The 17,299-nt window shown below is 72.1% G+C and carries 21 protein-coding genes; 16 read left to right on the plus strand and 5 right to left on the minus strand.

The genetic code is table 11. The annotated features are described in order from the left end of the window. Window positions 1–384 precede the first annotated feature (384 nt). Entirely contained in the window at window positions 385–771 is a 387-nt protein-coding gene (locus tag AB0J72_RS27565; RefSeq protein WP_363403466.1) for a nuclear transport factor 2 family protein, read from the plus strand. Here AB0J72_RS27565 and AB0J72_RS27570 read toward each other — a convergent pair. Further along, window positions 710–2,149, minus strand: coding sequence for a hypothetical protein (locus AB0J72_RS27570; protein WP_363403468.1), 1,440 nt, complete (start codon window positions 2,147–2,149; stop codon window positions 710–712). The two genes, AB0J72_RS27565 and AB0J72_RS27570, sit on opposite strands and share 62 nt — an antisense overlap. Then, window positions 2,146–2,463 (minus strand): hypothetical protein, encoded by a 318-nt coding sequence (locus AB0J72_RS27575; RefSeq protein ID WP_363403470.1) that lies wholly within the window; start codon window positions 2,461–2,463, stop codon window positions 2,146–2,148. The genes AB0J72_RS27570 and AB0J72_RS27575 overlap by 4 nt, the downstream gene beginning before the upstream one ends. 712 nt (window positions 2,464–3,175) lie before the next feature. On the opposite strand from AB0J72_RS27575, the gene AB0J72_RS27580 reads away from it, so the two are divergent. Next, window positions 3,176–4,480, plus strand: a complete 1,305-nt coding sequence (locus AB0J72_RS27580) for a DUF2252 domain-containing protein (protein WP_344498192.1) — start codon at window positions 3,176–3,178, stop codon at window positions 4,478–4,480. A gap of 10 nt (window positions 4,481–4,490) precedes the next feature. Then, window positions 4,491–5,093: an MBL fold metallo-hydrolase gene (locus AB0J72_RS27585; protein ID WP_363403472.1), complete on the plus strand. Its 603-nt coding sequence runs from the start codon at window positions 4,491–4,493 to the stop codon at window positions 5,091–5,093. An 18-nt stretch (window positions 5,094–5,111) separates the two neighbouring features. On the opposite strand, the gene pyrE is transcribed toward AB0J72_RS27585, so the two are convergent. Continuing rightward, a complete protein-coding gene (gene pyrE / locus AB0J72_RS27590; RefSeq protein WP_363403474.1) occupies window positions 5,112–5,615 on the minus strand; it encodes an orotate phosphoribosyltransferase in 504 nt (167 codons plus the stop codon). Window positions 5,616–5,678: 63 nt separating this feature from the next. Between pyrE and AB0J72_RS27595 the strand changes: the two genes are divergently transcribed. Next, the gene (locus AB0J72_RS27595; RefSeq protein WP_344498186.1) at window positions 5,679–6,071 is read left to right on the plus strand and encodes a PLD nuclease N-terminal domain-containing protein; all 393 of its coding nucleotides are present in this window, start codon (window positions 5,679–5,681) and stop codon (window positions 6,069–6,071) included. Between the two features lie 47 nt (window positions 6,072–6,118). Here the strand turns inward: AB0J72_RS27595 and AB0J72_RS27600 are convergent, their stop codons facing one another. After that, on the minus strand, window positions 6,119–7,039 hold the full coding sequence (locus AB0J72_RS27600; RefSeq protein ID WP_363403476.1) for an aminoglycoside phosphotransferase family protein: 921 nt from the start codon (window positions 7,037–7,039) through the stop codon (window positions 6,119–6,121). A gap of 119 nt (window positions 7,040–7,158) precedes the next feature. Here AB0J72_RS27600 and AB0J72_RS27605 point away from each other — a divergent pair, with 119 nt between their 5' ends. From AB0J72_RS27605 to AB0J72_RS27660, 12 genes are all read left to right on the plus strand, one after another. Beyond that, on the plus strand, window positions 7,159–7,725 hold the full coding sequence (locus AB0J72_RS27605; RefSeq protein WP_360561561.1) for a CDP-alcohol phosphatidyltransferase family protein: 567 nt from the start codon (window positions 7,159–7,161) through the stop codon (window positions 7,723–7,725). Next, window positions 7,722–8,570: a DUF881 domain-containing protein gene (locus tag AB0J72_RS27610; protein WP_363403478.1), complete on the plus strand. Its 849-nt coding sequence runs from the start codon at window positions 7,722–7,724 to the stop codon at window positions 8,568–8,570. Before AB0J72_RS27605 ends, AB0J72_RS27610 begins: the two co-directional genes overlap by 4 nt. Then, window positions 8,567–8,899 (plus strand): small basic family protein, encoded by a 333-nt coding sequence (locus AB0J72_RS27615; protein WP_344498180.1) that lies wholly within the window; start codon window positions 8,567–8,569, stop codon window positions 8,897–8,899. Before AB0J72_RS27610 ends, AB0J72_RS27615 begins: the two co-directional genes overlap by 4 nt. Window positions 8,900–9,333: 434 nt before the next feature. Further along, window positions 9,334–10,005, plus strand: a complete 672-nt coding sequence (locus tag AB0J72_RS27620) for a DUF881 domain-containing protein (protein WP_363403481.1) — start codon at window positions 9,334–9,336, stop codon at window positions 10,003–10,005. Between the two features lie 45 nt (window positions 10,006–10,050). Then, window positions 10,051–10,434: a glycine cleavage system protein GcvH gene (gcvH, locus tag AB0J72_RS27625; RefSeq protein WP_344498176.1), complete on the plus strand. Its 384-nt coding sequence runs from the start codon at window positions 10,051–10,053 to the stop codon at window positions 10,432–10,434. Between the two features lie 188 nt (window positions 10,435–10,622). Beyond that, on the plus strand, window positions 10,623–11,063 hold the full coding sequence (locus AB0J72_RS27630) for an FHA domain-containing protein (RefSeq protein ID WP_344498174.1): 441 nt from the start codon (window positions 10,623–10,625) through the stop codon (window positions 11,061–11,063). 97 nt (window positions 11,064–11,160) lie between these two features. Then, complete coding sequence (locus tag AB0J72_RS27635) at window positions 11,161–11,811, plus strand: MerR family transcriptional regulator (RefSeq protein ID WP_363403587.1); 651 nt, start codon at window positions 11,161–11,163, stop codon at window positions 11,809–11,811. Window positions 11,812–11,941: 130 nt separating this feature from the next. Beyond that, window positions 11,942–12,406, plus strand: a complete 465-nt coding sequence (locus AB0J72_RS27640; protein WP_033358824.1) for a bifunctional nuclease family protein — start codon at window positions 11,942–11,944, stop codon at window positions 12,404–12,406. A 174-nt stretch (window positions 12,407–12,580) separates the two neighbouring features. Then, the gene (locus tag AB0J72_RS27645) at window positions 12,581–13,171 is read left to right on the plus strand and encodes a MerR family transcriptional regulator (protein WP_344498169.1); all 591 of its coding nucleotides are present in this window, start codon (window positions 12,581–12,583) and stop codon (window positions 13,169–13,171) included. A gap of 158 nt (window positions 13,172–13,329) precedes the next feature. Beyond that, a complete protein-coding gene (locus tag AB0J72_RS27650; RefSeq protein ID WP_363403484.1) occupies window positions 13,330–14,277 on the plus strand; it encodes a GlxA family transcriptional regulator in 948 nt (315 codons plus the stop codon). Next, window positions 14,268–14,906: a DJ-1/PfpI family protein gene (locus tag AB0J72_RS27655; RefSeq protein WP_363403486.1), complete on the plus strand. Its 639-nt coding sequence runs from the start codon at window positions 14,268–14,270 to the stop codon at window positions 14,904–14,906. The genes AB0J72_RS27650 and AB0J72_RS27655 overlap by 10 nt, the downstream gene beginning before the upstream one ends. 10 nt (window positions 14,907–14,916) lie before the next feature. Beyond that, window positions 14,917–15,534, plus strand: coding sequence for a DUF2461 domain-containing protein (locus tag AB0J72_RS27660; protein WP_363403488.1), 618 nt, complete (start codon window positions 14,917–14,919; stop codon window positions 15,532–15,534). 287 nt (window positions 15,535–15,821) lie between these two features. On the opposite strand, the gene AB0J72_RS27665 is transcribed toward AB0J72_RS27660, so the two are convergent. Continuing rightward, entirely contained in the window at window positions 15,822–17,234 is a 1,413-nt protein-coding gene (locus AB0J72_RS27665; protein WP_363403490.1) for a glycosyltransferase family 4 protein, read from the minus strand. Between the last annotated feature and the right edge of the window lie 65 nt (window positions 17,235–17,299).

Consider the following 17,299-nt stretch of genomic DNA (forward strand, 5'->3'; position numbering starts at 1 on the left):
GCCAGGCCGTGACGGCGGGCCTCCGCGAACTCCGCCCGGGCCCGGGCGCGCTCGTCCTGAGGCTGCCGCGGTTCAGCAAGAGCGAGAGCCGCAGCAGGCCGGGCGTGGCCCTTGGTGGGCCCGGCGACCACCGCGGCCGCCGATGACCGGTCGGCACTCGAAGTGGTTCGTGGAAAGGCGAAGCAGAGCTGTTGATGGCGCACACCCGACCCCGTCTCGGTGGCATGCCCCGCCCGAAAGCGGCTTGGACCCATCGTCGTGGGTGCACCGATCGACGTCCAGCCGCGAACGCCAGCATCTACGAAGAGGCATCGGGTCGCTACGCATCGTCGATTCCCGGTGATGAGCGGAGCGCGCCGCGCGGGGAAGGAGTAGGAAGATGGCATGACGGATCTGGAGGCTGTGACCGACTGGGTTTCGGGCTACGTCAGGGCCTGGAACAGCAACGATCCCGCTGAGATCGGCGGCCTGTTCGCCGAGGATGCCGCGTACTACCCGGCGCCGTTCGAGGAGCCGTGGCGGGGGCGGGAGACGATCGTGAAGCAGTGGCTGGCTCGCCGGGACCAGCCAGGCGAGACCACGTTCACGTGGCATCCGGTGACGGTCGGGCCCGAGTTGAGCGTTGTGCAGGGCGTGACCGTGTATCCAAAGCGGGTGTACAGCAACCTGTGGCTGATCCGGCTCGACACCGTGGGGCAGTGCCGGGAGTTCACCGAGTGGTGGATGCAGCAGCCAGCTCCCGCCTTATCGCGCCAACGAGGAAGACGATGAACGCGATTGGGGCGGCAGGAAGACCGACCAGCGCGGTGAGCACACCGGGGCGGGCCGGCCAGGCGGGTGCCGGGTGGCCGGGGCTGGTGTGCCCGGCAAGCAGGGCACGATCGGCGATGTCGATGGACAGGATCTGATCGGGCAGGACCATCAGCTCTTGAGCCTGCGTCGGGACGGCGGCCCGTGTCGAGGCCTGCGGCGACGCCGAAGCCGAAGCCTGACCCGGGAACTGCGACGGGATCGGAGGTGGGACCTGGGCCGCGGGCTGCGACAGAGGTAGAGCCTGCGACGAGGGTTGCGATGAGGCTGAGGCCTGGGGCGAGGCTTGGGCTGAAGGGTGCGGCGGGGACGTCGTCAAGGAGGGGGTGATGGCGAGGATCGACAGGCGTTGGACCAGGGCGTAGGCGGTTGGGGGGTAGTTGCGTTCGTCGTCCAGGGGGCCGAGGTCGGTCACGGGCTCAGGGCGGAAGGCGACGACGAGGGCGCGGTCGGCCCACCAGCCGATGAGGCGGAGGGTGGTCACGCCGTACAGGTGGATGGTGCCCGGAAGGGGGGAGCCGTTGGTTTCGGAGATGAAGGTGATGGTGGAGTCGCGGCCTGCGTCGGTGACGACGGCGAGGGAGTTGTTGGCGGGCGTGTAGGCGCCCTTGCCTGCGAGGCGCTGGCCGGCGGGGAGGGAGAAGCAGCCCCGCTTGACGCACACCGTGGTGTCGAGCTGGACGGCGAGATCGCCGTCGGAGGAGAAGGCGGCGGCGATCGGCGTCCGGGGCGTGACGACGAGGCCGGCGGGGAAGGGGAGGACGGTGAGGTACGTGCCGGTGTCGAGCGTGAGGACGCCGATGGAGGAGCCTTCGACGTACACGGCGAGGCGGTCCTGGTGCGGCGACCAGGCCAGCGGCGTGACGTGTCCGCCGGCCGGTGCGGGGACGGGGAGCCTGCGGATGTGGCCGTCGCCGAGTGTGCGCACCGCGATCGAGGAGTCCGGGGAGAAGGTCAGGGCGTCGTGGGGGTACGCGACCATGGTGCCGTCGGGGGACAGGAGCAGCGACTCGCCGGGGGTTGCGGCGCCCTCGGAGGCCACGTCGAGGATGCGCTGGCCGCCGCGGGCGTCGACGAACGACACGCTGCCCTCGGTGTCGGTCAGGATGTTGTGCAGGCCGGGCGTGCTGCCGCCGATCGCGACCGGCACCGCGGTGACGGGCGCCGAGTCGAGTGTCGGTGTCCACGGCCACGGTGCGTCGACCCGGGCGGGGAAGCCGTCCAGGGCGACCGCGGGCGGGTGGTGCCAGGTGGAGGCGACGCCCATGCCGTAGGTGAGGCCGAGCAGGCCCAGGTAGGCGGCGACGACGTACAGCAGCCAGCGAGCGACGGGAGTCACGAGGGGCTCGGGAAGAACGGGCGGAGGCGCCGGCGGACGACTGTGGTGTAGGCCAGCAGGAGGGCCGTCGTCAGGAGGTGGAAGGCGGCGAAGGCGAGCGCCGCGTGGGCGGCCGGCCAGGTGTGCGAGAGGTGGCCGTTCAGGATCGCGAGTGTCAGTGTCGGCACGAGCGCGACGCGCCATACGAGGATCGTCCAGTGGCGGAGGGCGGCGCGCCGGTCCAGGCCGAGACGGGTGGCGGTGGCGCCGGTGAGGAGGAGCCAGAGCAGGAAGCAGGCCAGGTACGCCCAGAGGCCGGTCCGCGCGAGCGACACGGCATCGGCGGCGGTACGGAAGGCGTCATCGAAGGGCGGGGTGGTTGCCGGGCCGTGGAGTGCCGCATCCGCGCGCCGGAGGGCCCGGATGGAGAATGCCTGTAGGGCGGCGTGCGCGAGACCGGCGGCGATGAATGCACCAGTGACGACCGGCCAGAGCGATCCGCCGCCAGCGACGGGCCGCCGCGAAGCACCGCCAGCGACCGGCGAAGCACCGCCGGCCAGCGGCCGAACGCCGACCGGAGAAGGAGAAGGCGAAGCGCCGCCAGCCAACGGCCCAGCCCCGCCAGGGACAGGCCCCAGCGAAGTGCCGGCGGCCTGACCCGGAGAAGGAGAAGGCCCGGAGGGAGAAGGTGGGGCGCCGCCGGCTACGGGGCGGGTGTCGCTGGAGGGGCGTGAAGCGCCGCCGAGGAAAGGGCTCAGTGAAGCGCCGCCGGGGAGAGGTTGGGTGCCGCCGGCGGTGACGAGGGACTCGACCGCTGCCGCGTCTGGGACGGCGCCGTGGGTGGCGCAGAGCAGCTCGGCGCCGGCGGGGTAGCCGGGCAGGTCGCAGCGCGCGCAGGGGGTCGGCACGGCGGTCACAAGTTCGGCAGCGTAGACGACGGGTGGGGGGTGTGCCGACCGCCGAACGTACCGGATGCGGAGTGCGACAGGCTGTCGTGATTGCGCCAATGCGCGCCCGCCGGGCGCCGGCTGTGCATACGGTTGATCAATGAACGACTCCCAGCAGCGCGCCGATCAGCTGGTCGACGTGCTCGTCACCGAGTTCGGTGAGCTGATGGCCCAGGACCCCGCCGCGTTCCGCCGGAAGTTCCGCAAGATGGCGGCGACGCCGTTCGCGTTCTACCGGGGCAGCGCCTGCGTCTACTACGCCGACCTCAACGGCGTCGCCGACCCGTTCCTCGACGAGCGGACCTCGTCGGTGTGGATCCACGGCGACCTGCACGCCGAGAACTTCGGCACGTACCTGAACTCCGAGGGCATCCTCGTGTTCAACGTCAACGACTTCGACGAGGCGTACGTCGGGCCGTTCATCTGGGACCTGAAGCGGTTCGCCGCCAGCATCGCGCTCATCGGCTACGCGAAGGCCCTGTCCGACGCGGTGATCAGCGACCTGGTCAAGCAGTACAGCCGCACGTACGTGTCGGAGCTGCGCGCGATCGCCGCCGGCGGCGAGGAGGCGATCGGCTCGCTGACCCTGGACACGACCGAGGGCGTGCTGCGCGACGTGCTGCAGCGGGCCCGGCTCAACACGCGGGTCGCGCTGCTCGACGAGCAGACGGTGATCGAGGACTACGACCGCCGGTTCGCGATGGGCGACGGCGTGTACGCGGTGGACGCCGACACCCGCGCGGAGGTCGAGGCGGCGTTCGCGGCGTACCTGCACACGCTGCCGTCGTGGGACGGGTCGCGGTCACCCAAGTACACGATCAAGGACGTCGTGATGCGCAAGGGCGTCGGGATCGGCTCGGCCGGCCTGCCGTCCTACAACGTGCTGCTCGAGGGCCACACCCAGGCGCTGGAGAACGACGTCATCATCTACATGAAGCAGGGCCAGACGCCGGCGGTGTCGCGGTGGATCACCGACCCGAAGGTCAAGGCGTACTTCAAGCACCAGGGCCACCGCACGAGCGAGTCGCAGCACGCCCTGCAGGCGCACGCGGACTCGTGGGCGGGCTACACGGAGCTGCGCGGCGTCGGGCAGGTCGTCGCGGAGGTGTCGCCGTACGCCGCGGACCTCGACTGGAGCGACGTCAACGAGCTCGCGGACCTCACCAGCGTGGTCGAGTACCTCGGCCGGGCGACGGCCAGGATGCACTCGGTCGCCGACGACGAGTCCAGCCACGATCTGGTGAACTTCTCCACCGAGGAGGCGATCGTCGCCGCGATCGACCGCGACGAGGAAGGGTTCGTCGCCTCGATCGCCGACTTCGCGCACGAGTACGGCGCCCGCGCCCGCGCCGACCACCAGATCTTCGTCGACCTCTTCCGCAACGGGAAGTTCCCGGGCCTGTAAAGATACGAGTATGGCCGCGCGAATCGAACGAATCGTCACCGAAGGCACGTTCTCGCTGGACGGCGAGACGTTCGACGTCGACAACAACGTGTGGATCGTCGGCGACGACGAGGAGGCGGTCGTCATCGACGCCGCCCACGACGCCGCCGCGATCCTGCACGCCGTCGGCTCCCGGCGGTTGCTGGCGATCGTCTGTACGCACGGCCACGACGACCACATCGACGCCGCCCCGGAGGTGGCGCTGCGCACCGGCGCGCCGATCCTGCTGCACCCCGAGGACCTGCCGCTGTGGCACATGCGCCACCCCGACCTCGAACCGTCCGCGACCCTGGCCGACGGTCAGGTCATCACGGTCGCCGGCACCGACCTGACGGTCCTGCACACGCCCGGCCACAGCCCCGGCGCCGTCTCCCTGTCGGCGCCGGAGCTCGGCGTCGTCTTCACCGGCGACACCCTCTTCCAGGGCGGCCCCGGCGCCACCGGCCGATCATTTTCGGACAAGCCGACGATCCTGGAGTCGATCCGGACCCGCCTGCTCACCCTCCCGGGCGACACGGTCGTCCACACCGGCCACGGTACGGACACCACCATCGCCGCCGAGTCCGGCATCTAGCAGCGAGAGCAAAGCTGATCAAAAACGCAACAGCGGGTGCAGGGTGATCCCCTCGCCCGCCAGCGCCTCGGTCCCGCCCTCCTGACGGTCGATGACGCACACGGCGTCGGAGACGATCGCCCCGGCCGATCGCAGCGCCGCGGCCGACAGGGCGATCTGGCCGCCCGAGGTGACGACGTCCTCGACCAGCAGGACCCGGCGGCCGGTGAGGTCGGCGCCCTCGGCGAGGCGGCCGGTGCCGTAGGGCTTCGCGGCCTTGCGGACGAACGCGCACGGCAGCCCCGCGTGCCGGGCGAGCGCGACGACGACCGCGATCCCGCCCATCTCCAGCCCGGCGAGGACCTCCGTGCCGGTGGGCACGAGCCGGGCGAGCCCGGCGCCGACGGCGTCGAGCAGGACCGGGTCGGCCTCGAACTGGTACTTGTCGAAGTAGTGCGTCGCGGTGCGCCCCGATCGCAGGACGAACGAGCCGGTCAGGCGGCAGCGCTCGGCGATGATCGCGGCGAGGTCAGCGGTTTCCACAAGGTTGAAGGATCCCATCGGCGGGGACAGACAACGGCGCCGGGGGCTGCCATGATGTCCGGCGTGATTCGCCTCTATGGACTGCTGTTCCTGATCGACCTGGTGATGCTGGTCGTCGCGCTCATCGACTGCCTGTCCTCCGACGAGGACCGGGTGCGCAACCTGCCGAAGGTCGCCTGGGTGTTCATCATCCTGCTGTTCTCCCCGGTCGGGTGGATCGCCTGGTACGCCGCCGGGCGCCCGCAGGCCGTCCGGGCGGGCGGCACGTGGCGGCCGGGCAGCGGCTTCCCGGAGCGCGAGCGCCCCCGGTCCGTCGCGCCCGACGACGACCCCGCGTTCCTGCGCGAGCTCGCCCGCTCGCGCCGCGACGACGAGGAGATGTTCAGCAAGTGGGAGGCCGACCTCCGCCGCCGCGAGGAGGAGCTGCGCCGCCGCGAGGAACGCCCCGAAAGCTAGACCAGAAAGCCGGCCCGGAAAGCAGGACCTGAAAGCCAGACCGGAAACTAGCGCAGCCCGGCGTCGAGCCGGGCCCGCAGCCAGGGCAGCATGACGTCGGCCTGGTCCTGCTGGAAGCGGCGCAGCGTCGGCAGCCCCGGCGGCGCGGGCTGCCGGGCCCCGTCGGTGAAGAACGCCGCCAGCCCCGCCACCACGGCGGTCACGTCACCGAGGTCGGGCGAGAAGCAGTCCAGCACATCGTCGGAGATCTCCCCGCCGTACAGGCGGACATTGAGCAGCAGCGAGAGGGTGTCGAACCAGGGGACACCCACCGCGGCGCCCGGCCAGTCGACGACCATGACCGAACCGTCCGGGCGGATCAGCAGGTTGTCGGCGCGGATGTCGACATGCACGAGCCGGTCCCCGGCCAGGGCCGCGGTCCCCCGGTCGGCGAGCTCGACGAGCAGGTCCAGGTTGGCCGCCGCCCACGGATCCAGCGACGGCGGCGGATCGGCCGCCAGCCGCCGCCACCCGGCGAAGTTGTCGGCGAGCAGCGAGGGCAGCGCCGGCAGCCCCGTCGCCGGCACCGCGAGCCGCCGCAGCGCGTCGAGGACGGCCTCGAGGTCCGGTTGCTGCCACGGTACGAGCGGCTGCCGGCCCTCCACGTCGGCGAACACGAGCGCCACCCAGGTGCCGTCGTCGTGGAACCCGAGCAGGCGGGGCGCCGGCACGTCCGCCGGCAGCGCCGCGGTGACCCGGGCCTCAGCGCGGTGCAGGGCGACGCTGTGCTCGTTCTGCGCGGCGCTGACCGCCTTGACGAACGCCCGCGAGCCGTCGGCCAGGCGCACCCTGTCCGCGGTGCCGGGCGAGAACCCGCCGACCTGCGACACGGCCTCCACGACCGGCCCGCCCAGGATCGCGGCGACCGCCGCGTGCACCGACGGCGGCAGGTCGTCCCAGCCGATGCGTACCCCGGAAGCCTGCACCATCGCACGATGGTCCCACCTCCCGCCGCGCCTGCGCGAGCACGCGATCGGGTGCTGCTAGCATTCCGGTCGTCGTACAGCTGATCGGGGAGAGCGGGCGGACGGTGGACCAGCGGCAGGGCTTGGGTCCGGTGCTCACGGTGCCGAACTTGATCAGCTTCGCCCGTCTGCTCGGCGTGCCGCTGTTCCTGTACCTGTTCCTCGCCACCGACGCGACCGGCTGGGCGATCGGCGTGCTCGTCGTCGGCGGGCTCAGCGACTGGGTCGACGGCTTCGCCGCCCGCCGTCTCAAGCAGGTCAGCCGCCTCGGTGAGCTCCTCGACCCCCTCGCCGACCGCCTGTACATCCTGGCGACGCTGTTCGCGCTGACGTTCAAGGACGTCGTGCCATGGTGGTTCACGATCGCGCTGCTGGCCCGCGAGGCCGTCATGATCCTGTGCCTCGTCGTCCTGCGCGTCCTCGGCCACGGCCCGCCGCCCGTGCACTATGTCGGCAAGACCGCCACCGCGGTGCTGCTGATGGGCTTCCCGATGATGCTGCTCGCCAAGTTCAGCGAGGCCGCGCGGCCGTGGGCGCTGCCCAGCGGCTGGGCGCTCCTGTGGTGGGGGATCGTCCTGTACTGGGTGGCCGCCGTCTTCTACTTCATCCAGGCCGCGATCCACGTGCGGGCCGGCCGGCTCGCGTCGTGACGTTCGCTCGCCGCGACGACCTGCTCGGCGACCTGTTCCGCACGCCGCTCGACCCGGGCTACGCGCAGGCCGCCGCCCGCCGCCGGGAGGGCACGCCGCCGCCCCGGTGGGGGCCGGCCGCCCGGGCCGTGACGCTCGCGGCCGTCGGGTTCCTGCTGGCCGTGGCGTACCACCAGGTGGTGGCCGAGGCGCCGTCGGCGAGCCGGGCGCGCGACGACCTGGTCACCGACGTCCGTTCGCGGCAGCGCACGGCGGAGGACCTGCAGCGCCAGGTCGACGTGCTCCGCACCCAGGTCGACCAGGCCCGCGACGACGCCCTCGCCGACGCCTCCGGCGCCGCCACGCTGCGCGGCCTCGCCGCCGGCGCCGGCACCGCGAAGGTCACCGGCGACGGGGTCGTCGTCCGCGTCGTCGACGCTCCCCCGCAGGTCGACCCGGTCACCGGCCACACCGCCGAGGAGAACCTCGGCATCGTGCTGGACCGCGACCTGCAGGACGTCGCCAACGGCCTCTGGCAGGCCGGGGCGGAGGCCATCGCCGTCAACGGCCAGCGCCTCACCGCCACCAGCACCATCCGCGCCGCCGGCGGCGTGATCCTCGTCGACTTCAAGCCCGTCACCAGCCCGTACGACGTCGCCGCCATCGGCTCCCCCGACATCGCCGACCGGTTCTCCTCGTCCACGACCGCCCGCCGGTTCCGCCGGTACGTCGACAACTACCGCATGCAGTTCACCGTCAAGGCCCGCAAGGGGCTCGTCCTCGCCGCCGCCCCCGAGCCCCCGCTGCGGTACGCCCACCCGCCGGCACCCTCGGTGTCGCCATCACCCACTGGAGGTCACCGGTGATCGCGGTGCTCGCACTCGCCATCGGCGTCGCGGCGGGAATCTTCCTCGAGCCGACCGTGCCGCTGGGTCTGCAGCCGTACCTGCCGATCGCCGTCGTCGCCGCCCTGGACGCCGTGTTCGGGGGCGTGCGGGCCAAGCTCGACGGCATCTTCGACGACAAGCAGTTCACCATCTCGTTCATCTCCAACGTGCTGGTCGCCGCCCTCATCGTCTACCTCGGCGACCAGCTCGGCGTCGGCGGCCAGCTCTCCACCGGTGTCGTCGTCGTCCTGGGCGTGCGCATCTTCAGCAACGCCGCCGCCATCCGCCGTCACCTCTTCCGCGCATGACTCCCACCGACGACACCCCGCCGACCGGCGGAGACCACCTCAACCCCACGAACGAGGACGGCACCCTGCCCTCCTCGACGGCCGAGGGTGACAACCCCGAGGGCGGTGCGCGGTCCTCCTCACCGGCCGAGGGTGAGCACCGCTCCCCCTCGGGCGAGGACGGTGCCGGGCGCTCCCCTTCGACGCCTTCCCGCCGGCGCCCTCCATCACCCCGCCAGCTCCCCCGTTCGGGCGACATTTCGGAAATGTCCGGAAGAGCGGACTCGGAGCCGGAGGGCGGGCAGGAACCCCCGGCGGAACGGGCCGGAAGCGAAGAACCGGAACAGGAACACGAGACGACCCCCGCGGAAGCGGTTCCGGGTGAGTCCGAGGGTGCTCCCCCGGCGGGTGAGGCGACGGACGCCGGCGGCAGGCGGCGGCGGGGTGGGACCGGGGTGGTCATCGCGCTGCTGCTGGGGCTGCTCGGGTTCGGGATCTCGGTGCAGTTCAAGGCGGGCAGCTCCGACGCCGAGCTGGCCGCCGCCAGGCCCGAGGACCTGGTGCGGATCCTGTCGGATCTCGACGCGCAGCAGGACCGGCTGCGGCGGGAGATCAGCGACCTGGAGGAGACCCGGCGGCAGCTGGACTCGGGGGCACAAGGGCGCGACGCGGCGCTCGCCGAGGCCCGGAAACGGGCCGATGAGCTGGGGATCCTGGCGGGGACGCTGCCGGCGGAGGGCCCCGGGCTGTCGATCGAGATCACCCCGGGCACGGAGAAGGTCAAGGCCGAGGTCATCCTCGACGCGATCGAGGAGCTGCGCGGCGCCGGGGCCGAGGCGATGCAGATCAGCGGGCGCGAGGGCGGCGCGGTCCGGGTCGTCGCCGCGACCTACTTCGTGGACGGGGACAACGACCGGCTGGTGGTCGCCGGGTCGAGTCTCACGGCGCCGTATACGATCATGGTCATCGGAGGGCCTGACACCATGCGCACTGCGCTGAACATCCCCGGAGGGGTGGTGGACAGCGTGCGGCAGCACGGCGGTACGGTTCTGGTGCGCGAAGCGGACCCGGTGCGCGTGACAGCGTTGCACGCCGCCGGTGAGTTGCGATACGCAAAGCCAGCTTGACCCGGCACCCGACGACGGACCGGCCAGCACGAGCGAAGGACCGACGTGATTCCCGAGGATCTGCGTTACACGGCGGAGCACGAGTGGCTCGCACCGGCGGACGCCGGCGCCTTCAAGGTCGGCATCACCGACTTCGCCCAGGAAGCGCTGGGCGACATCGTGTTCGTGCAGCTGCCGGAGGTCGGCGCGAAGGTGCAGGCCGGCGAGTCGTTCGGCGAGGTCGAGTCGACCAAGAGTGTGTCGGAGATCTACGCTCCGGTGTCGGGTGAGATCGTCGCGGTCAACGCCGCCCTGGACGCCACGCCCGAGGTGCTCAACTCCGACCCGTACGGCGCCGGCTGGCTGGTCGAGCTCAAGGCAGACGACCCGGCGGCCGTCGACGCGCTGCTCGACGCCGCGGCGTACGGGGAACTGACCGAGAACAGCTGAGCAGCACCGCGAACTGAAACAGCGCACCAGCAGACAACGTCCGAAGAGACTGACAGGAAATACGGCAATAGGCTGCCGCGCGTCTGGTTGACCCGTGATTTCGGGCGTGACTAGGCTCGCTCAGTCAACCGTATGCATCGGCCTGTCGCATCGGCGGACACCCGAACAGACGACCGTGAGGTGGTTCCATGACGCGCCCAGACGACGAGTTCCCCCCGCTCGACGTCACGTCCACGCTCAACCTTGGCGCCATTGAGGATGCCATCGCCGGGCAGGACGACGACGTGGTCCCCACCCGCGTGTCGGGCTCACTGCCACCCGGCACGGCCCTGTTGGCGGTCCGCCGCGGGCCCAACGCCGGTGCCCGCTTCCTGCTCGACCACGACGTGACGACCAGCGGTCGGCACCCCGACAGTGACATCTTCCTCGACGACGTCACGGTGTCGCGTCGCCACGCCGAGTTCCACCGCGAGGGTGGCACGTTCACGGTCCGCGACGTCGGCAGCCTCAACGGCACGTATGTGAACCGCGAGCGGGTCGAGGCCGCGACCCTCAGCAACGGCGACGAGGTCCAGATCGGCAAGTTCCGCCTCGTGTTCGTGGCAGGACCGCGCCCCGACGAGAGCTGAGGCGATGACGGCGTCGGCAGCCGCCTGGGACACCCCGCAGGACCGCGACGGGCACGACCGTGGCGGTCCTCAAGGTGCTGCCCGGGGTGAGCGCCTGATGAGCATCGGTGAGGTGCTCGCGCAGCTGCGCGCCGACTTCCCGGACGTGACGATCTCGAAGCTGCGGTTCCTGGAGACCGAGGGTCTCGTGGAGCCGCGGCGGACGCCGGCCGGCTACCGCAAGTACACCTGGACCGACATCTCCCGGCTGCGCTACGTGCTGACCGCCCAGCGTGACCAATATCTCCCGCTTCGGGTGATCCGTGAGCACCTCGCGACGATGGGCGACCCGCTCACCGACGTGTCGCAGTCCGCGCTGCCGGTCGAGGCCGCCCCCGAGGTGCGGCTCAACCGCGAGGAGCTGCTCGACAAGGCCGGCCTGAGCGACGACACGCTGCGCGCCCTGGAGGGGCACGGCCTGGTGAAACCCCGGCCGGGCGGCGGGTTCGACGCCGACGCGCTCGAGGTGGCGACGGCGGCGGCGCGGCTGGCCGAGTTCGGCATCGAGCCGCGCCACCTGCGGGCCTACCGGGCCGCCGCGGACCGCGAGATCGGCCTGTTCAGCCAGCTGGTGACGCCCATGACCCGGCAGAACGGGCCGGCCGCCCGGGCGCGAGCCGCGGACACCGTCCACGAGCTGGCCGCACTGACCCAGCGGGTGCATGCCGCCTTGGTGCGAGCGGGTCTGCGCGAGATCCTGGGTAAGTGAGACCCTCCTTCGCACCCTCGACCGGAGCGATCTTCGCCACTGAGCGCACTTGGCCGGTGGCGCGAGTGGCACGACCGCCCCTTGGTCCGTGTACCGTGCAGGGAGTGGCAAGTCGACACGGAGGCGGGCAGTGCGAGAGCTGAATGTGGTCGGTGTTCGCGTGGAGCTGCCTACCAATCAGCCCATCGTGTTGCTCAAGGAGGTCGACGGCGACCGCTACCTGCCGATCTGGATCGGTGCGGTGGAGGCGACCGCGATCGCCTATGAGCAGCAGGGGGTCAAGCCTGCGCGGCCGCTCACACACGACCTGATGCGCGACATGCTGGCGGCGCTCAAGGCACCGCTGAAGGCGGTCGAGATCGTCGAGATGCGCGACAACATCTTCTATGCCGAGCTGGTCATCGGCGACAACGTGCGGGTCTCCGCCCGGCCGAGTGACTCGATCGCTCTGGCGCTGCGGGTGGGTGCGCCGATCCGCTGCGCGGACCAGGTGCTGACCGAGGCCGCCATCGTCATCCCGGACGAGCAGGAGGACGAGGTGGAGAAGTTCCGCGAGTTCCTGGAGCAGGTCCGCCCAGAGGACTTCGCCGGGTAGTAGGTTCGGTTCCGAAGGGTCTCCTCGTACCACCGACATATCGGACAAATGGTTACGATGGCGACGCGCGGAAAATTTGACGCACCGGCACGCGGCGTGTCGCGGCGTTACCTCCCCGCTGACCCTCAAGGTGCGCTATAGGGTTGCGGGTGTTGACGCTGGAGGTGGGTCGCAATGCAACAGCCGCCCGATCCCGGGATATCCGGTCATGCTGCTGACACGGTTTCGGTGAGTACGATCGCCAAGTCCGACGACGTCGGCTACCGCGGTCCGACCGCCTGCCACGCCGCCGGGATCAGCTACCGGCAGCTCGACTACTGGGCCCGCACCGCGCTGGTCGTGCCGAGCGTGCGCGACGCGGCGGGCTCCGGCAGCCAGCGGCTCTACTCGTTCCGCGACATCGTGGTGCTCAAGGTCGTCAAGCGCCTCCTGGACGCGGGCGTCTCCCTGCAGAACATCCGCAAGGCGATCGAGACCCTGCGTTCCCGCGGCGTCGCCGACCTGGCCGGCATCACCCTGATCTCCGACGGCACCACCGTCTACGAGTGCCGCTCCCCCGAAGAGGTCGTCGACCTGCTGCAGGGCGGCCAGGGCGTGTTCGGCATCGCGATCTCCGGCGCGTTCAAGGAGATCGAGGGCACGCTGTCGCACCTGCCCGCCGAGGCGGCCACCCCCGCCGAGGAGGTCCCGGTCTCCGCCGACGACTTCGCCCAGGCCGGCGGTGACGAGCTGGCCATGCGCCGGGCCCGCCGCCGCGCGGGCTGAGCCCCGGCACCCTCCAGCACCACCCACGCCGGTCGACCGTCCCAGGTCGACCGGCGTTTCCGCATGCCCGCACGATCCGCGGGCCTGGTTAGGCATGGCATGAAAGGTGGGCTCGGCGTCGTTGCGGACATCCCCGCGGCGCCGCGAGGATCGGAGGCATGGCGGCTCGGCGGGTACTGGTGGTGCTGTTCGACGGGGTGCAGAGCCTCGACGTGACCGGACCGGTCGAGGTGTTCGCCGGCGCCGAGCAGGCCAGCAGCGGGTCGTACAGCGTCCGCACCGGCAGCGTCGGCGGCCTCGGCGTCCGGACGTCCAGCGGGCTCCGGATGCTGCCGGACGAGGACCTGGCCACAGCGGACCCGGCGGACGTGCTGGTCGTGCCCGGCGGCGTCGGCACGCGGACGAGCGACCCGCGGCTCGTCGACTGGCTCCGCGGCGCCGCGCCCCGGGCCGGGCGGGTGGCGTCGGTGTGCACGGGGGCGTTCCTGCTCGCCGAGGCCGGCCTGCTCGACGGGCGCCGCGCCACGACCCACTGGCGCCACGCCCCGGCGCTCGCCCGCCGCTTCCCCGGCGTCACCGTCGACACCGAGCCGATCTTCGTGCACGACCGGGGTGTCTGGACGTCTGCCGGGGTCACCGCCGGCATCGACCTGGCCCTCGCGGTCGTCGAGCAGGACCACGGCCGGGATCTCGCGCTCGAGATCGCCCGGCACCTCGTGATGTTCGTCCGCCGGCCCGGCGGGCAGCGGCAGTTCAGCGCGCAGCTGGAGGCGCAGGTCGCCGGCCGTGACCCGCTGCGGGAGGTGCAGCGCCACATCGCCGAGCACCCCGGCGGCGACCTCAGCGTCGAGGCCCTCGCGAGGCGGGCCAACCTGTCCCCGCGCCAGTTCAGCCGGGCGTTCACGGCGGAGGTCGGCACCCCGCCCGGCCGGTACGTCGACCGGGTCCGCCTGGAGACCGCCCGCCGGCACCTCGAGGAGGGCGCCTTCGTGGAGGACACGGCGCGTGCCTGTGGCTACGGCACCGGCGAGGCCATGCGCCGCGCGTTCATCCGGACGCTCGGTGTCACACCGACCGACTACAAGGAGCGGTTCTCATGCAGCTGATTTTCGTGGTGTACGACGGAATGACCGCCCTGGACGCCATCGGCCCCTACGAGATCCTGTCGCGGCTGCCCGGCGCGCGGGTCACGTTCGCCGGGGTGCAGGCCGGCCCCGTCCGCACCGACACCGGGGCGCTCTCGCTCGTCGCCGACCGGGCCCTCGCCGACTGCCGCGACCCCGATCTCGTCCTGGTCCCCGGCGGCCCGTCCGTGCGCGACCAGGTGACCGACACCGCCCTGCACGACTGGCTGCGCGCCGTGGACCCCGCCACGACCTGGACGACGTCGGTCTGCACCGGTTCGCTCATCCTCGCGGCCGCGGGCCTCCTGCGGGGCCGGACCGCGACGTCGCACTGGCTCGCGTTGGATCTGCTGCCGAGGTACGGCGTGACCCCCGTCGCCGAACGGGTCGTCCAGGACGGCAAGTACGTGACCGGCGCGGGCGTCTCCGCCGGCATCGACCTGGCGCTGACCCTGGCGGCCACGATCGCCGGGCCGCAGGTGGCCCAGTCGATCCAGCTCGCCTGCGAGTACGACCCCCGGCCGCCGTTCACCGCCGGCTCCCCGCGGACCGCTCCCCCGGCCCTCGTGTCGCGGCTGCGCGCGGACGCCCACCTCGTGCTGACGACATAGACTGCTGGTCGTGGCGTTCCGTGGCTGGCCCGCCGAGGCCCTCGACTTCTACGACGGCCTCGAGGCCGACAACTCCAAGACCTACTGGACCGCCCACAAGGCGGTGTACGAGGAGCAGGTCCGCGCCCCGATGCTCGCCCTGCTGGAGGAGCTCGCACCGGAGTTCGGCCCGGCGAAGATCTTCCGCCCGTACCGCGACGTCCGGTTCAGCGCCGACAAGTCGCCGTACAAGACCTCGTGCGCGGCCTCGTTCGAGCAGGGCGGCTACGTCCAGCTGACGGCGGCCGGCCTGGCGGCGGGAGCCGGCGCGTACATGATGGACTCCCCGCGGCTGGCGAAGTTCCGCCAGGCGGTCGCCGACGACTCCAGCGGCGCCCCGCTCACCGAGATCGTCGCCGCCCTGGAGGCGAAGGGCACCTCGGTCACCTCGCACGAGCAGCTGAAGACGATCCCGCGCGGCTTCCCGAAGGACCACCCGCGCGCGGACCTGCTGCGGCAGAAGGGCCTGATCGCGTGGCACCAGTTCGAGCTGCGCCCCTGGCTGGGCACCGCGAAGGCGAAGACGCACCTGGTGACGTTCTTCCGCTCGTGCGCCCCGCTCCAGGAGTGGCTCGCCACCCACACCTGACCCGCCGCGTAAACCATGATCCGGAAGACTTCGTGCCGTCAGCGGTGCACAAGGTCTACCGGATCACAAGGCGCCGACCGGAGTCAGCCGTAGCGCGGCGTACAACATGATCCGGAAGACTTCGTGCCGTCAGCGGTGCACAAGGTCTACCGGATCACGAGGCGCCGACCGGAGTCAGCCGTAGCGCGGCGTACAACATGATCCGGAAGACTTCGTGCGGCTACCGGGGCACAAGGTCTACCGGATCACGCGGCCTGGGTCTTGTCGGGGCGGACAACGGGGTGGGGTCAGCGGCGTTCGACGGCGGCCATGACGACGTCGAACGGGGCTGCGGCGGCACGGGCGGCCTCGGCGCGGTCCGCGGCTTCGCGCTCGGCGGCGTCGAGCCACAGGGCGCCCTCGGTGCGCATCGCCTCGCGGGCGGCCGACGCGCCCGCCTGCCAGGCGGCCTCCTCGGCGGCGGCGCGCAGCAGCGTGGCGGGCCGCTCGCCGACCGGGACCTCCGGCGGGTCGGCCAGCAGGTTGCCGGGCGGGACGAAGACGACGGGCAGCCCGGAGCCGACCACCGCCGCGTGCCTGCGGGCCTCGAAGTCCGGGGCGGAGGCCACCGCGTCGGCGTAGACGGCGGCCGTGCGGGCCGCGATCGCCTCCCACGAGTGCCGGTCCCGGACCATCTGCCGGGCCTTCGTCGCCAGGCCCTGCGCGAACAGCGGGTCCTGCAGCAACGCGTCGACTGCGTCGGCGAGGCCGTCGGGCTCACCGACGGGGAAGCGGACGCCGGTGACGCCGTGCTCCACGATCGAGGCGAGCCCACCCGTCGACGCGACGACGAGCGCCGCACCCGAGGCCGCCGCCTCGAGGGCGACGGTGCCGGTCGGCTCATACCGGCTCGGCACGACGAACGCGTCGGCGGCGGCGAGGACCGCGGCGAGGGTGCGCTGGTCGAGCTGGCCGGGGAAGCTGACGGCGCGGTGCAGCTTGCGCTTGCGCGCCTCCTCGATGAGGGCGGCCCGGTAGTCACCGTCGCCGACGACGACGGCGCGCGTGCCGGGGTGCCGGTCGCGGATCGCCGGGAGGGCCTCGAGCAGGTCCTGGAAGCCCTTCTCGGCGACGAGCCGGCCCGCGGAGACGAGCAGCGGTCCCTCGCCGGCAAAGCGGAGCCGGGCGGCGAGGACCTCGCGGGCGCTCGCCGTCCACCTGTCGGGGTCGATGCCGTTGGGCACGACGTCGACCCGCTCGTCGGGGACGTCGAAGAGGTGCTGGACCTCCCACCGCAGGTACTCGGTGGGCACGATCACCCGGCACGCCTCGGAGCCCAGCCACCACTCGACGGAGTGCACGGAGCGGCTGGTGTCGCCGGTGAGGTAGCCCTGGCGCCGGCCCGCCTCGGTCGCCTGCATCGAGGCGACGAACGGCACCCCGAGCGCCTCCTTGAGGGTGACCGCGGCGTGGGTGACGAACCAGTCGTGGGCGTGGATGATGTCATACCCCTCGGCGGGCACGGTGCGGACCGCGGCCTCGGCGAGCAGGTGGTTGACGGCCATCGTGTCGGCGAGCGCACCGGCCCCGCCCGCCCCGTCGGCCGAGGGCAGCGGCGCGGCGCGGACGACCCGCACGCCGTCGACGACGGACTCCGGAACAGGACCATGACGGGTCACCACGGTCACCGAGTGACCGGCGGCGGCCAGTGCTGCTGACAACGCTGCGATGCGCCCGCGGGGCGCACCATCTGTCGACGGACTCTGAAAATCCCAGGCGATCATCA

Source organism: Dactylosporangium sp. NPDC049742, assembly GCF_040674675.1.
GTDB classification, from domain to species: domain Bacteria; phylum Actinomycetota; class Actinomycetes; order Mycobacteriales; family Micromonosporaceae; genus Dactylosporangium; species Dactylosporangium maewongense.

What these genes read in the sequence shown, in the direction of transcription:
- AB0J72_RS27565 (WP_363403466.1), top strand. Translation starts at nt 385, where the DNA reads ATGACGGATCTGGAGGCTGTGACCGACTGGGTTTCGGGCTACGTCAGG.
- AB0J72_RS27580 (WP_344498192.1), top strand. Translation starts at nt 3,176, where the DNA reads ATGAACGACTCCCAGCAGCGCGCCGATCAGCTGGTCGACGTGCTCGTC.
- AB0J72_RS27585 (WP_363403472.1), top strand. Translation starts at nt 4,491, where the DNA reads ATGGCCGCGCGAATCGAACGAATCGTCACCGAAGGCACGTTCTCGCTG.
- AB0J72_RS27600 (WP_363403476.1), bottom strand. Translation starts at nt 7,039, where the DNA reads ATGGTGCAGGCTTCCGGGGTACGCATCGGCTGGGACGACCTGCCGCCG.
- AB0J72_RS27630 (WP_344498174.1), top strand. Translation starts at nt 10,623, where the DNA reads ATGACGCGCCCAGACGACGAGTTCCCCCCGCTCGACGTCACGTCCACG.
- AB0J72_RS27635 (WP_363403587.1), top strand. Translation starts at nt 11,161, where the DNA reads ATGAGCATCGGTGAGGTGCTCGCGCAGCTGCGCGCCGACTTCCCGGAC.
- AB0J72_RS27645 (WP_344498169.1), top strand. Translation starts at nt 12,581, where the DNA reads ATGCAACAGCCGCCCGATCCCGGGATATCCGGTCATGCTGCTGACACG.
- AB0J72_RS27650 (WP_363403484.1), top strand. Translation starts at nt 13,330, where the DNA reads ATGGCGGCTCGGCGGGTACTGGTGGTGCTGTTCGACGGGGTGCAGAGC.
- AB0J72_RS27655 (WP_363403486.1), top strand. Translation starts at nt 14,268, where the DNA reads ATGCAGCTGATTTTCGTGGTGTACGACGGAATGACCGCCCTGGACGCC.